Annotated in this window: 14 protein-coding genes; 3 read left to right on the top strand and 11 right to left on the bottom strand. The window is 53.2% G+C overall.

The annotated features are described in order from the left end of the window. Positions 1-120: 120 nt before the first annotated feature. The 6 genes from artJ to FDX24_RS15005 form a co-directional block, all read right to left on the bottom strand. On the bottom strand, positions 121-852 hold the full coding sequence (gene artJ, locus FDX24_RS14980; protein ID WP_137364546.1) for an arginine ABC transporter substrate-binding protein ArtJ: 732 nt from the start codon (positions 850-852) through the stop codon (positions 121-123). A 180-nt stretch (positions 853-1,032) separates the two neighbouring features. Beyond that, a complete protein-coding gene (gene artM, locus FDX24_RS14985; protein WP_048212073.1) occupies positions 1,033-1,701 on the bottom strand; it encodes an arginine ABC transporter permease ArtM in 669 nt (222 codons plus the stop codon). After that, positions 1,701-2,417, bottom strand: coding sequence for an arginine ABC transporter permease ArtQ (gene artQ / locus FDX24_RS14990; RefSeq protein ID WP_040231854.1), 717 nt, complete (start codon positions 2,415-2,417; stop codon positions 1,701-1,703). The genes artM and artQ overlap by 1 nt, the downstream gene beginning before the upstream one ends. A gap of 6 nt (positions 2,418-2,423) precedes the next feature. Continuing rightward, on the bottom strand, positions 2,424-3,155 hold the full coding sequence (gene artI, locus FDX24_RS14995) for an arginine ABC transporter substrate-binding protein ArtI (RefSeq protein ID WP_003027298.1): 732 nt from the start codon (positions 3,153-3,155) through the stop codon (positions 2,424-2,426). Positions 3,156-3,171: 16 nt separating this feature from the next. Next, the gene (artP, locus tag FDX24_RS15000; protein ID WP_003027295.1) at positions 3,172-3,900 is read right to left on the bottom strand and encodes an arginine ABC transporter ATP-binding protein ArtP; all 729 of its coding nucleotides are present in this window, start codon (positions 3,898-3,900) and stop codon (positions 3,172-3,174) included. A gap of 224 nt (positions 3,901-4,124) precedes the next feature. Further along, positions 4,125-4,640, bottom strand: a complete 516-nt coding sequence (locus FDX24_RS15005; protein ID WP_115602268.1) for a lipoprotein — start codon at positions 4,638-4,640, stop codon at positions 4,125-4,127. A gap of 126 nt (positions 4,641-4,766) precedes the next feature. Here FDX24_RS15005 and FDX24_RS15010 point away from each other — a divergent pair, with 126 nt between their 5' ends. Together FDX24_RS15010 and FDX24_RS15015 are read left to right on the top strand one after the other, a co-directional pair. Beyond that, positions 4,767-5,090: a heavy metal-binding domain-containing protein gene (locus FDX24_RS15010; RefSeq protein ID WP_001160725.1), complete on the top strand. Its 324-nt coding sequence runs from the start codon at positions 4,767-4,769 to the stop codon at positions 5,088-5,090. Beyond that, positions 5,087-5,917 carry an N-acetylmuramoyl-L-alanine amidase gene (locus FDX24_RS15015; RefSeq protein WP_137364547.1) on the top strand — a complete coding sequence of 277 codons (831 nt, stop codon included), beginning with the start codon at positions 5,087-5,089 and terminating at the stop codon, positions 5,915-5,917. Before FDX24_RS15010 ends, FDX24_RS15015 begins: the two co-directional genes overlap by 4 nt. A 106-nt stretch (positions 5,918-6,023) precedes the next feature. Here the strand turns inward: FDX24_RS15015 and FDX24_RS15020 are convergent, their stop codons facing one another. From FDX24_RS15020 to poxB, 4 genes are all read right to left on the bottom strand, one after another. Beyond that, positions 6,024-7,037, bottom strand: coding sequence for an NAD(P)-dependent oxidoreductase (locus FDX24_RS15020; protein ID WP_061067663.1), 1,014 nt, complete (start codon positions 7,035-7,037; stop codon positions 6,024-6,026). Positions 7,038-7,134: 97 nt separating this feature from the next. Further along, positions 7,135-8,565: an SDR family oxidoreductase gene (locus tag FDX24_RS15025; RefSeq protein WP_137364548.1), complete on the bottom strand. Its 1,431-nt coding sequence runs from the start codon at positions 8,563-8,565 to the stop codon at positions 7,135-7,137. A gap of 10 nt (positions 8,566-8,575) precedes the next feature. Beyond that, a complete protein-coding gene (gene ltaE, locus FDX24_RS15030; RefSeq protein ID WP_048212067.1) occupies positions 8,576-9,577 on the bottom strand; it encodes a low-specificity L-threonine aldolase in 1,002 nt (333 codons plus the stop codon). 155 nt (positions 9,578-9,732) lie between these two features. Continuing rightward, positions 9,733-11,451, bottom strand: a complete 1,719-nt coding sequence (gene poxB, locus FDX24_RS15035) for a ubiquinone-dependent pyruvate dehydrogenase (RefSeq protein WP_048212066.1) — start codon at positions 11,449-11,451, stop codon at positions 9,733-9,735. Positions 11,452-11,604: 153 nt separating this feature from the next. Between poxB and FDX24_RS15040 the strand changes: the two genes are divergently transcribed. After that, entirely contained in the window at positions 11,605-12,039 is a 435-nt protein-coding gene (locus FDX24_RS15040; protein WP_048212065.1) for a DoxX family protein, read from the top strand. A gap of 87 nt (positions 12,040-12,126) precedes the next feature. Here FDX24_RS15040 and hcr read toward each other — a convergent pair whose 3' ends face one another. Beyond that, positions 12,127-13,095: an NADH oxidoreductase gene (hcr, locus tag FDX24_RS15045; protein ID WP_048212064.1), complete on the bottom strand. Its 969-nt coding sequence runs from the start codon at positions 13,093-13,095 to the stop codon at positions 12,127-12,129. Positions 13,096-13,097 lie beyond the last annotated feature (2 nt).

Raw genomic sequence — 13,097 nt, forward strand, 5'->3', positions numbered from 1 at the left:
GCACAACGGACTGATGGCGTGGCTAACATTGTTGGTGAGGTCAGGTGTTCACGTTGTATCCCGCATGGGAAAATAGCTATATAAAAGCCGCTGGTCGCGGCTTTTTAAATAAAACTGAGGTTACTGTGGGAACCACTGGTCACTGATTTTCTGGTACGTGCCGTCCGCTTTGATGGCGGCCAGCGCACTGTTCAGTTTTTCCAGCAGGGCTTTGTTATCCGGGCGAACAGCAATGCCAAGACCCGTACCAAAGTATTGCGGATCGGTGACTTTTGCCGTTGCAGAACCTAACTGTGGATTAGTTTTCAGCCACTCATTGACGACGGCAGTGTCGCCAAATACGCCATCAATACGGCCATTTTTCAGGTCGATAATCGCATTCTGATAGCTGTCGTAGGCCACGGTTTTTACTTCAGGATGTTTGTCCTGCAGGTATTTCTGGTGCGTGGTGCCGTTTTCCATCCCAATACGTTTGCCTTTCAGATCATCAAAGCTTTTATAGGTGTCTTTCTTCGCAATTACCAGCGCTGAGTTGGCATAGTACGGCTGGGTGAAGGAAACCTGCTTGCTACGTTCAGGCGTGATGTCCATGCCGGAAATCACCGCATCATATTTTTTGAATTTCAGCGCGGGGATCAGGCTGTCAAAAGCGTGATTGGTGAAAGTACAGTCAGCCTGCATTTGTTTGCACAGCGCCGTCGCCAGATCGATGTCAAAACCGACAATTTTATTGCTGGCGTCCAGCGACTCAAATGGCGGGTAAGTCGCTGATACACCGAAATTAATTTTATCTGCAGCTGAGGCGCCAGCGGCGAAAGTAGCAAGTAATGCGGCCAGTACTAACTTTTTCATGGTGGAACTCCCGTCTGTCAATCTTATGATTATTTACCGTGTCTGCGGCGTGGATTAACAATGCCATTTAATGAATTTGTATGCAATAAAAATGATTAAATATTTTTATTGGCATAAAAAAAGACGGGCAATTGTGACACTTGCCCGTCTTGTGTTTTTCAGTTTATGCAGTTATTCGGCTTAATTACGCTGTTCAAACGCCAGCGCTTTACGTTCGATTAAGCGCATCATCAGCGTCAGCAAGCCGTTGACGATCAGGTAAATCACACCCGCAGCACCGAATACCATCACGTCATAAGTACGACCGTACAGCAGCTGGCTATAACCCATAACTTCCATCAGGGTGATGGTGTAAGCCAGTGAGGTACTTTTAAATACCAGCACCACTTCGTTGGAATACGAGGAGAGGGCGCGTTTAAAGGCGTACGGCAACAGAATTGCCAGCGTATCCTTTTTGCTCATCCCCAGCGCACCACAGGACTGCCACTGGCCTTCCGGGATTGCTCGAATCGCACCGTAAAACAGTTGCGTGGTATAGGCCGCACTGTTTAAGGACAGCGCGATTAACGCGCACAGCCACGGTTCTGACAGCAAATGCCAGAGCACCGGATATTCCTGCAGCGCAGGGAACTGCCCTGGTCCGTAGTAGATCAGGAAAATTTGCACCAGCAGCGGTGTACCGGTAAACAACGTGATATAGGCGCGAACCAGCCAGACCACAATCGGCGTCTTAAGCGTCAGGATGACAGTGAAAATCAGCGCCAGCACCAGAGCAACTACGATGGAGGCGACCGTCAGCGTCAGGCTGGTATGTAGCCCTTTCAACAATTCAGGTAAATACTCAAGCATCAGCCCGGTCTCCGCTCAAAACGTGTCGCGCGCAGGTCAATGCGTTTGAGAATGTACTGACTCACCAGTGTAATCACCAGGTAAATAGCGGCCGCCACAATGTACCAGGTAAAGGGTTCCTGGGTACGGGTAGCGATGCTCTTGGTTTGCAGCATCAGATCGTTCACGCTGATAAGGCTGACCAGCGCGGTATCTTTCAGCAATACCAGCCACTGGTTACCGAGCCCCGGCAGCGCGTGACGCCACATTTGCGGCATCACCAGGCGAAAGAAAATCGCGGTTTTAGATAAACCTAATGCCTGACCTGACTCCCATTGCCCGAGTGGTACGGCCTTCAGCGCGCCACGCAGCGTTTGCGACGCGTAAGCGGCATACAGCAATGACAGCGCAATCACACCGCACAGGAACGGGCTGACGTCGAAGTTTTCGATCTGCATCTGCACCGGAATTTGTACAAATCCGAGATTGATCGTAAAGCCATCGGCCAGCGTCAGTAGCAACTGTGAGGAGCCGAAATAGATAAACAGAACCACCAGAATTTCTGGTAACCCGCGCAGAATGGTGACCAGGGCCGAACCCGCCCATGCCACCGGGCGCCATTTTACTGACTCCCAGACGGCAAAAAACATGGCGAGCGCGAGGCCGATGATCAGCGCACAAACGGCAAGGCCGACGGTCATCCCGGCGGCGCTTGCTAAAGGAAAAAATTCATTCATCAAATATTACTTCTGGAACCATTTGTTGTAGATAGTCTCGTAAGTCCCATCTTTCTTCACTTTTTCCAGCGCAGCGTTAAATTTCTGCTGCAGCTCGGTATTACCCTGGCGCACAGCAATGCCCAGACCGGTACCGAAGTAATCTTTATCCGTGACTTTGTCGCCAACCGCGGCCAGTTTCGGATTGTCTTTCAGCCATTCCGTTACTACTGCGGTATCACCAAAGACGCCGTCAATACGACCGTTTTGCAGATCGAGTTTGGCATTCTGATAGCTGTCATACGGCACGGTAGTCACTTCCGGATGTTTATCCATGATGAATTTCTGGTGCGTAGTACCGTTTTGAACACCGACTTTTTTGCCTTTCAGCTGATCAATGCTGGTGTATTTACCCTGTTGGCCAACAAACAGCGCAGAGTTGTCGTAATAAGGAGTGGTGAACAGAACCTGTTTTTCACGTTCAGGCGTGATGTCCATACCGGCCATCACCGCGTCAAAACGACGGAATTTCAGGCTCGGGATCAGGCTGTCGAAGGCCTGATTGGTGAAGGTACATGTGGCGTCAATCTCTTTACACAGCGCATTCGCCAGATCAACGTCAAAGCCTACGATCTTGTTGTTAGCATCGATCGATTCAAATGGAGGATAAGACGCTTCGGTGGCGAAACGAATGGTTTGGGCTGCGGTAGCGGAAAGGCTAAAACCTGCGATTAGCGCGGCAATCAGAACTTTTTTCATTGTATTGTCCCGAATCTTAGTGAGAAAGATAGTTTTTAAACGCTTCGGTTTGCGGGTTGGCAAAGCAGCTCGCATCCCCAAACTCGACGATATGACCGTTTTCCATGTACACCACGCGACTGGCCGTTTTACGAGCAACTTCCACTTCGTGGGTAACGATCACCTGAGTAATATTGGTTTCCGCCAGCTCACGAATGATGCTGACGATTTGGGCGGTGATTTCCGGGTCAAGCGCTGCGGTAGGCTCATCAAACAGCAGCACCTGTGGTTCCATCATCAACGCGCGGGCAATAGCCACACGCTGTTGCTGGCCGCCGGAGAGATGCAGCGGATAGCGATCGCTGTATGGCTTCAGGCGCAGACGTTCCAGCAGTTTCTCGGCACGCGCCATCGCCTGCTCTTTTGTCAGACCCAGTACGCGGCAGGGCGCTTCAATCAGGTTCTGCACCACCGTGAGATGCGGCCAAAGATTATATTGCTGAAAGACCATGCCCACGTTTTGGCGCAGATCCCGAATGGCTTTATCTGACGGGGTTTTCGTGAAGTCGAAACGGTTACCCGCAATAGAGAGCGTGCCCGAGCGCGGCATCTCAAGCAGGTTGAGTACGCGCAGTAGCGAGCTTTTCCCGGCTCCACTTGGGCCAAGTAACACCAGTGTTTCACCCTGAGGGCAATCCAGCGTGATATCGAACAGCGCCTGATGTGCGCCGTAGAAGCAGTTAATGCCGTTTAATTGAATACTCATTGACACTCGATACTGGCAGTCTGATAGCTATTGAAGCCGCAGATACTACCTTTGACAGAATAGTTATGCAATATTTATGCGTTAAAAGTTAAATGCAAACCGCATTCTTATCTAAACATAGCACAAAATTGCGGGGCTACCAGTGGGCAAGAATAATTGTCGGCATTCTATGCAGAATGCCAGACAATTTAAGGGGTTTATGATTTTGACGGTGAATGGGGCGGTTAGCGGTTTTCGACAGACTGGCGCAGCGTCCCGGCTGGCGCGTGTACGCTGCCGCCCAGATAACGCACATCATCGATCACCCAGCACTGGCCTTCGCGGATCATTAGCACTTCATCGCGCCAGCTCTGATCGCCTTGTTTGAGTTCGACGCGCAGCGGAATATTGCGTGCATCACTATTCGGAATGGTTGATGCGCTGGCGACGCTGGCGCTATCTGGTAATGTGGCACGACTGGAAAACGGATCGCTGTTAAACAGAGCGCGATGCGCGTTATCACGGCTGGCATCGTTCAGCAGTTTTGCCAGGTTGTCGCTGAGGTATGGGCGCAGGGCGGTAAGATCGTTGTTTCGATGCTGAATACGGTAATCATAGAATTGTTGAGCCACGCTGTCTGGCCCACCTTCTACGCATGAACCGCTACGCGCGCCGTTATCTTTATAAACCGGCGTCACGGTAGTACAGGCGCTGAGAAGGAGTGCACAGGGAACCAGCAGAGAGAGTTTCGAGTAGCGCATAATGATTTCCTTATTAGCTTTCTACGATTAGTGTTCTACGTTGATAGAATATATCCTTTCAATGATAGTGGATCGGTTCGATAATGCTTTTGAGATCGTGCTCTTAGCGCAAAAAGGAGATTAACCATGCAGTTTTCGACTACCCCTACGCTGGAAGGGCAGAGCATCGTGGAATACTGCGGTGTTGTTACCGGTGAAGCCATTTTAGGCGCGAACATCTTCCGCGATTTCTTCGCTGGCATCCGTGATATTGTCGGCGGTCGTTCCGGTGCGTATGAAAAAGAGCTGCGAAAAGCGCGCGAAATTGCTTTTCAGGAGCTCGGTGAACAGGCCAAAGCGCTGGGCGCTGATGCGGTTGTCGGTATCGATATCGATTACGAAACCGTGGGCAAAGACGGCAGTATGCTGATGGTGAGCGTCAGCGGCACTGCGGTGAAAACTCGCCGATGAAGCGTCTGCTGTATTTACTGGTATTTACGCTGCTGCTGGTGGGATGCGCTGGCGAAAAAGGCATTGTCGACAAAGACGGGTATCAGTTAGATACCCGCCGTCAGGCGCAGGCTGCTTACCCGCGCATTAAGGTGCTGGTTATCCATTACACGGCGGATGATTTTGACTCTTCTCTGGCTACGCTGACCGATAAAAACGTCAGCTCGCATTATTTGATCCCGGCTGTGCCGCCGCTCTACCACGGCAAACCTCGTATCTGGCAACTGGTGCCGGAAAAAGATCTGGCCTGGCATGCGGGGATTAGCTTCTGGCGTGGCGCTACGCGTATTAACGATACCTCGATTGGCATTGAGCTGGAAAACCGCGGCTGGCAAAAATCGGCAGGGATAAAATATTTTGCGCCGTTTGAGCCCGCGCAGATTCAGGCGCTGATCCCATTGGCGAAAGATATTATCGCCCGCTACGACATCAAACCGCAGAACGTGGTAGCCCATGCGGACATCGCGCCGCAACGTAAGGACGATCCTGGACCGCTTTTCCCATGGAAAGTGCTGGCCGAACAGGGTATTGGCGCGTGGCCGGATGCTCAGCGTGTGGCGTTTTATCTTGCCGGGCGAGCGCCTCATACGCCGGTAGCAACCGCATCTTTACTCGATCTGCTGTCGCGTTACGGCTATGAGGTAAAATCTGAAATGACGCCGCGCGAACAGCAGCGGGTGATTATGGCCTTCCAGATGCACTTCCGCCCCACGTTGTGGAACGGCGTGGCGGACGCAGAAACTCAGGCTATTGCCGAAGCGTTACTGGAAAAATACGGGCAGGGTTAACGTAGAACACCAATGCCTGATGGCGCTTCGCTTATCAGGCCTACGGCTAATTTGGGCTGGTTTTTTGTAGGCCGGATAAGGCGCTTGCGCCGCCATCCGGCAATGGTTAACGCGGTAGCTTACCGTGGTCGCGCAGCCAGGCCGCGGTACGTTCAATCCCTGCATCCAGCGTCACAATGGGCTTATAACCCAACTCTTCCTGAGCGCGGGTAGTATCCAGCGTAAAATCAAAATTTAGCTTCGAGACGCCGTAATGCGTCAGCTTTGGCTCTTTTGCCGATTTATTGCCCAAACGCTCCATGCTGCGGGCAATCATGTCCAACATCGGGTAGGGAACTGAGCGGATCCGACAATCAATATTCAGCTCGTCGATGAGCTTCTGCACAATGCTGCGCAGAGTGCGATGCTCGCCGTTGGTAATGTTGTACGCGCGACCTGAAGGCAGCTTATCGCAGGCTTGCTGACTTGCCAGCCACATCGCGTGCACCGCATTTTCGTAGTAGGTCATATCCACCAGCGCACTTCCACCGTGCGGTAACAGGATGCTGCCATAGTGGTACATCATATGGGCCAGGCGCGGGATAAAGACCTTATCGTGTGGTCCGAACAGGCTTTGCGGACGCAATACCGTAAAACGCGTCTGCGGGTTGGCCTGCGCCAGCAACGCGATCACGTCTTCGCCAGCTGCTTTGCTGCGGGCAAATTCATTGGCGAAGCGGTGCGGACGAAAGTCCTCTTTGATATCGCGATGGTGGTGATAATCAAAATAGAGCGACGGCGAGGAGATATGAATGAAGTTACGCACGCCCCAGGCCACGGCCCACTCGCCCAGGCGGCGAGTAGCGCGAACGTTAGCCAGATCGAAGGCTTCCTGAGTTCCCCACGGTGAGGTAAAACTGGAGCAGTGCCACAGCGTGTCGATGCCGGCAAGCATCACTTTTGCCTGCGAAGAAACCAGCTCGGTCAAATCCGCATGCACAAATTCTGCGCCCATTTTCTCCAGCAGCTTGCCCATCGCTTCGTTGCGACCGGTGGCTCTGACGCTGACGCCTCTGCTGCATAAAAACTCAACCGCGTTTCGGCCTAAGCCGCTGGTGGCTCCGGTAACCAGTACCTTCATATCAATCCACTGTGTTTAAAAAACGTCGTGCGCATTCTTCCGTGAATTACGTCTGTATGCAATGGGAAACATGAAAGAATACAGTCTCTTTTTCGCATTAGTCTGTGATTTGTTCTGCAAGTTTGGCAATACGCTTCGCCATCCCTCTGAAAATGAACAGGTGGGCGGGGATCATCAACAGCCAGTAGAAGAGGCCAGGCATGCCGTGCGGATGCCACCAGGCGCGTACATCAATGCGTCGGTGATCGCCTTTATCTTCCAGTGTGAAGCTCAGGCGACCCAAACCCGGCGCTTTCATTCCAAACAGCAGCGTCAGCTGTTTCTCGGGTTCAACAATGATAACTTTCCAGCTATCGACAGTATCGCCAACCTGTAATAGCGGGTGTTGTGGTCGGCCTTTTGCCAGCTTATGGCCGACCAGCAGATCTAACGCCGCACGCGTTTTCCACAAAATGTTGCCAAAGAAGTAGCCTTCTTTGCCGCCGAGCCGGTTCACGACCTGCCACAACGCTTTTTTGCTGGCGGAGGTTTCGACGCTAAAGCCAGCCTGTTTGGCGAAATAGCCATATTCAGGACGCCAGCGGGCAAACGCCTGCGCGTCGTAACCCCAGTCGCTGGAATTGACCAGCTTTTCTTCTTCCTTCAACGTGCTGCGCACCGCGTCATCAAAGGCAATCAGCTTTTGCGGGATCAGCGCACGTAATTCGGTATCATCGGCTAACAGGTCGTGTTTCAGGCCCTGGATCAGCGCTTTGGCCGTGGTCGGCGGCACCGACGTAATGACGTTTAAAAACCAGACCGAAATCCAGCGGGTAGGAAAGGGAATGGGGATCAGCAGGCGATGTTTACCGCTGACCGCCATAAAATGCTCGAACTGTTCCTGATAGCTCAACACCTGCGGCCCGGCGGCTTCGAGTACGCGGTGATGTTGTGTGGGATGGTCCAATAGCGCCACCAGGTAGTACATTAAATTCTCCAGCGCGATAGGCGTGGTACGCGAGCGTACCCAGCGTGGAGGGGTGAGAACCGGCAGGTTGTAAACCATATCGCGCATTACTTCAAAGGCTGCGGAACCTGCCCCCACGATAATGCCCGCACGCAATTCCGTCATTGGCACGCCCGATTCACGCAGAGTATCAGCGGTTATTTGCCGCGCACGCAGATGATCGGATTGTTCATGCCGGGGAGCCTGTAATGAGCTCAGGAAAATAAGCTGTTTGACCGGTGTATTACGCAGCGCATCGCGGACGTTCATCGCCACCTGGCGTTCGTGGGCGATAAAATCACCGCCTTCACCCATGCCATGGACCAGGTAATAAACCGTATCAACGCCGGTCAGCAACGGCGTAAGGTTTTCTGGCCAGTTTAAATCGACCTTATGGCAACTGACGTTGGCCAGTTGCTGCTTTTCCAGCCGTTCAATGCGGCGTGCCGCAGCCAGCACCTGATGCCCTTGCTGGCTGAGCGCCTGTACCAGATGCTGACCAATGTAACCACTGGCGCCAAGAACCAAAATCCGTTGCGGCACGCCCATCTCCTTAGCGGGTTAAAAAAGCGCGCCAGTGGGCGACGACTTCGGTAAGTTGTTCACGCGATACGTCCAGATGCATCACCAGGCGCACAATCGGGGAGGCGTTAATCAGCACACCCTGCGCTTTCATATATTCACCCAGCGCGGCCGCGTGCTCTTCGCCAACGCGAACAAACAGCATGTTGGTGTCGTGGCGCATGACGTCCGCCCCTGCTTCGCGCAGTTGTTCAGCCATCCAGGCTGCGTTGTCATGGTCTTCCTGCAAACGCGCCACGTTATTTTTCAGCGCATACAATCCGGCCGCCGCCAGAATACCCGCCTGGCGCATTCCGCCGCCGGTCATTTTGCGCCAGCGAATGGCACGCTTAATGTACTCGTGGCTGCCGACCAGCAGCGAGCCCACCGGCGTTCCCAGACCTTTGGAAAGACAAATGGTGAACGAGTCGCAGTATTGCGTGACATCTTTAAGCTCACAGCCATAGGCGACGATGGCGTTAAAAATACGCGCGCCGTCGACGTGCAGGGCAAGATTGCGCTCCCGGGTGAATTCCCAGGCCTCTTTCAGATACTCGCGTGGCAGCACTTTGCCGTTATGCGTGTTTTCCAGGCTGAGCAGACGGGTGCGGGCAAAATGGATATCGTCTGCTTTGATTTTTGCTGCAACTTTGTCCAGCGGCAGGGAGCCATCCGGAGCGGCATCGATAGGTTGCGGTTGAATGCTACCAAGCACCGCTGCGCCACCCGCTTCGTAGAGATAGTTATGCGCGCCCTGACCGGCAATGTACTCTTCGCCGCGCTGACAATGGCTGAGCAGGGCCACCAGGTTCGCCTGAGTACCGGTAGGTAAGAAAATGGCGGCTTCTTTGCCAGAAAGCTCGGCTGCGTATTGCTGGAGGGCATTAACGGTAGGATCATCACCGTAGACGTCGTCCCCGACCGGGGCGGCCATCATCTCTTCGAGCATGGCGCGACTGGGTCTGGTGACGGTATCACTGCGTAAATCAATCATGGTATCTCCTTATTACACTTCATCCTTCAAGCTGCCTCGGCGTTGGCCTCACCCTCAAACCCCAGTCACATAGTATTCCTATGCTCCTGGGGATTTTCGGGCTTGCCGCCTTGATGCATCATGAATGATTTTGTGTGTGGTTTAATAAGGATGTTTTACCTGAGCCAGTTAGTTTTCGCCAGTTCGATCACTTCATCACCGCGTCCGCTGATGATTGCGCGCAGCATATACAGGCTAAAACCTTTGGCTTGTTCGAGCTTGATCTGCGGCGGGATTGCCAGCTCTTCTTTCGCCACAACGACATCGACCAGAACCGGACCATCGATTGACATGGCGCGTTGCAGCGCCTCATCAACCTCTGAGGATTTCTCCACGCGAATGCCCGTGATGCCACAGGCCTCGGCAATCCGCGCGAAATTCGTGTCGTGCAGTTCGGTGCCGTCGGTCAGATAACCGCCAGCCTTCATCTCCATCGCCACAAATCCCAGCACGCTGTTGTTGAAGACAATAATCTTCACCGGTAACTTCATTTGCACAACCGACAGAAAATCGCCCATCAGCATGCTAAAGCCGCCGTCACCGCACATGGCGACGACCTGGCGTCCCGGTTCGGTCGCTTGTGCGCCGAGCGCCTGCGGCATGGCATTGGCCATCGACCCATGGTTAAAGGATCCAATCAGGCGGCGTTTGCCGTTCATTTTCAGATAGCGTGCCGCCCAAACCGTTGGCGTGCCCACGTCGCAGGTGAAGATGGCGTCGTCAGCGGCAAAGTGGCTGATTTGCTGTGCCAGATACTGCGGGTGAATGGCTTTATCACTGGGTTTGGCTAAATCATCCAGCCCTTTACGCGCCTCGCGATAGTGTTCCAGCGCTTTATCCAGGAACTGTCGCTCGGTTTTTTCTTCCACCAACGGCAGCAGGGCGCGGAGGGTGGATTTAATATCGCCTACCAGCGCCATATCCACTTTGCTGTGTGCGCCAATGCTTGCGGGATTGATATCAATCTGAATAATTTTGGCATCAGAGGGGTAGAACGGGCGATAGGGGAACTGGGTGCCGAGCAAAACCAGCGTGTCGGCATTCATCATGGTATGGAAGCCGGATGAAAAGCCAATTAACCCGGTCATACCCACGTCGTACGGGTTGTCGTACTCAACATGCTCTTTCCCACGCAGAGCGTGAACAATAGGGGCTTTGATTTTAGCCGCAAACTCAACCAGCTCTTTATGCGCACCGGCGCAGCCGCTGCCGCACATCAGGGCGATATTGCTGGAGTAGCGCAGCAGTTGCGCCAGTTTTCTCAGCTCTTCTTCTTCCGGGGTAACTACCGGGAGCGGCGCATGATACCAGTGCGTGGTGGCGCTTTCAGGGGCGGGTTTCAGCGCCACGTCGCCGGGTAATACCACCACGGAGACGCCACGGTTGAGCACCGCTTTACGCATAGCTATAGCCAGCACCTGGGGGATCTGCTCAGGGCTGGAAACCAGCTCGCAATAGTGGCTACATTCGCGGAACAACTCCTGCGGGTGGGTCTCCTGAAAATAACCACTGCCTATCTCACTGGAGGGAATATGCGCGGCAATCGCCAGCACCGGGACATGGTTGCGGTGGCAATCAAACAGGCCGTTAATCAGGTGCAGGTTTCCCGGTCCGCATGAGCCGGCACAGACGGCCAGCTCACCGGTCAGTTGGGCTTCTGCGCCTGCGGCAAAAGCGGCAACCTCTTCATGGCGGGTTGGCATCCAGTCAATCGTGCCCATACGATTCAGACTGTCACTAAGGCCATTGAGCGAGTCTCCCGTCACACCCCAAATACGTTTAACGCCAGCTTGTTCGAGTGTTTTAGCAATAAAAGCGGCAACCGTTTGTTTCATGGTTTTCCTTCTCCTCTAATGTGATACCGGTTACAAGTTTAGATGAAGATAATCGTTATGCTTCTCATTACCCCTTATTTCCGGCAGGTTTCATTTAATCTGTATTAAGCGTAGTTTGTTAATTGCACATGGTGAAACAAGGAATAAATTCAAATGGTTATAAAACTATTAAATACAGTTAACCGGGTACTGGCTCACGAAGATTTTGGCAAGTTTTTGTTACGCCTTGCTGTCGGTGGACTGATGCTGTTTCATGGGCTGCATAAACTGTTCGCGGGTATTGATGGCATCAGCGGCATGCTGATAGCGAAAGGTTTCCCGGGCTTTATTGCGTACGGCGTTCTGCTGGGAGAGGTTGTAGCGCCGTGTCTGATTATTCTTGGGATCCTGACACGCCCGGCGGCATTAGGGCTGGCGTTTACGATGGTTGTGGCATGGCTGATGGTCGGGATGGGCGAAACCTGGACACTGGATAAAACCGGTGCATGGGCGATTGAAAGTCTGGTGTACTTTTTTGTTGGCGCGATGGCGGTGGCGTTCCTGGGCGCGGGAAAATATGCCCTGGGCGGCAATTCAGCCTGGCGGTGATAAATGACCGGATGACGGTATTAATACTCCGTCCGGCCTACAACGGTTCTTGTAGGCCGGATAAGTATGCCATCCGGCAATGACTCTTTACGCAAGTACCAGATCACCCTGCGGATGACAGGAACAAGCCAGAACGTAACCTTCCGCAATTTCCGCATCGGTCAGCGTCATGGTGCTGCTGACCGTGTAGTTACCGTCAACCACTTTGGTTTTGCAGCAGCCGCAAACGCCTGCACGGCATGCGGCAACGACCGGAACCTTGTTGCTTTCCAGTGCTTCCAGTAGCGTCGTGCCCACCGGCGCATAGAACTCTTGTGCGGGTTGCAGCTTGGTGAACTTCAGACCACTGGTGGCGGCTTCGGCAACAGGTGTGAAGAACTGCTCTTTAAAGAAGCGTGTTACGCCAAGCGCTTTCACTTCTTTTTCGACCAGATCCATATACGGAGCCGGGCCACAGGTCATCACGGTACGTGAGGTCAGATCCGGGACGTTCTTCAGCAGTTCGGTGGTCAGTCGGCCGGAAACAAAACCCTGAGTGGCATTGTTTTCAGCGACTAATGTCACCGGATATTCACGCCATTCATCGGCAAAGATGACATCTTCTGGCGAGCGAACGTTGAAAATCACCTGCACGTCGGCTTGTGGACGGTACTTCGCCAACCAGCGACGCATCGACATGATTGGCGTTACGCCACAGCCGGCAGCCAGCATCAGGAACTTGTCTTCTGCTTTATCTTCACAGGTAAATTCACCCATGGCATCGGACAGCCAGATGTAGTCGCCGCGCTTCACGTCACGGGTCAGCCACTGCGAACCTGCACCCTCGTCAATGCGGCGGATGGTCAGCGTAATGTATTCGCTAACGCCCGGCGTTGAAGAAATGGTGTAAGCACGCAGCGTGTCCGCTGAATTACGTACGCTGACCAGTGCATACTGCCCGGCGCGGTACGGATAATAGTCGTGGCACAGCAACGAAATTGTCCATACATCCGGCGTTTCCTGATGGATGTGATGAACCTGCATCCGCCATGGGCACTGATGAGTTGGCATTGTCATTC

It is taken from the genome of Citrobacter sp. wls716, from assembly GCF_005280975.1.
GTDB lineage: Bacteria > Pseudomonadota > Gammaproteobacteria > Enterobacterales > Enterobacteriaceae > Citrobacter > Citrobacter youngae.

What these genes read in the sequence shown, in the direction of transcription:
- hcr (WP_048212064.1), bottom strand. Translation starts at nt 13,095, where the DNA reads ATGACAATGCCAACTCATCAGTGCCCATGGCGGATGCAGGTTCATCAC.
- artJ (WP_137364546.1), bottom strand. Translation starts at nt 852, where the DNA reads ATGAAAAAGTTAGTACTGGCCGCATTACTTGCTACTTTCGCCGCTGGC.
- artQ (WP_040231854.1), bottom strand. Translation starts at nt 2,417, where the DNA reads ATGAATGAATTTTTTCCTTTAGCAAGCGCCGCCGGGATGACCGTCGGC.
- FDX24_RS15005 (WP_115602268.1), bottom strand. Translation starts at nt 4,640, where the DNA reads ATGCGCTACTCGAAACTCTCTCTGCTGGTTCCCTGTGCACTCCTTCTC.
- FDX24_RS15010 (WP_001160725.1), top strand. Translation starts at nt 4,767, where the DNA reads ATGCAGTTTTCGACTACCCCTACGCTGGAAGGGCAGAGCATCGTGGAA.
- artP (WP_003027295.1), bottom strand. Translation starts at nt 3,900, where the DNA reads ATGAGTATTCAATTAAACGGCATTAACTGCTTCTACGGCGCACATCAG.
- FDX24_RS15015 (WP_137364547.1), top strand. Translation starts at nt 5,087, where the DNA reads ATGAAGCGTCTGCTGTATTTACTGGTATTTACGCTGCTGCTGGTGGGA.
- poxB (WP_048212066.1), bottom strand. Translation starts at nt 11,451, where the DNA reads ATGAAACAAACGGTTGCCGCTTTTATTGCTAAAACACTCGAACAAGCT.
- artM (WP_048212073.1), bottom strand. Translation starts at nt 1,701, where the DNA reads ATGCTTGAGTATTTACCTGAATTGTTGAAAGGGCTACATACCAGCCTG.
- ltaE (WP_048212067.1), bottom strand. Translation starts at nt 9,577, where the DNA reads ATGATTGATTTACGCAGTGATACCGTCACCAGACCCAGTCGCGCCATG.
- FDX24_RS15040 (WP_048212065.1), top strand. Translation starts at nt 11,605, where the DNA reads ATGGTTATAAAACTATTAAATACAGTTAACCGGGTACTGGCTCACGAA.
- artI (WP_003027298.1), bottom strand. Translation starts at nt 3,155, where the DNA reads ATGAAAAAAGTTCTGATTGCCGCGCTAATCGCAGGTTTTAGCCTTTCC.
- FDX24_RS15020 (WP_061067663.1), bottom strand. Translation starts at nt 7,037, where the DNA reads ATGAAGGTACTGGTTACCGGAGCCACCAGCGGCTTAGGCCGAAACGCG.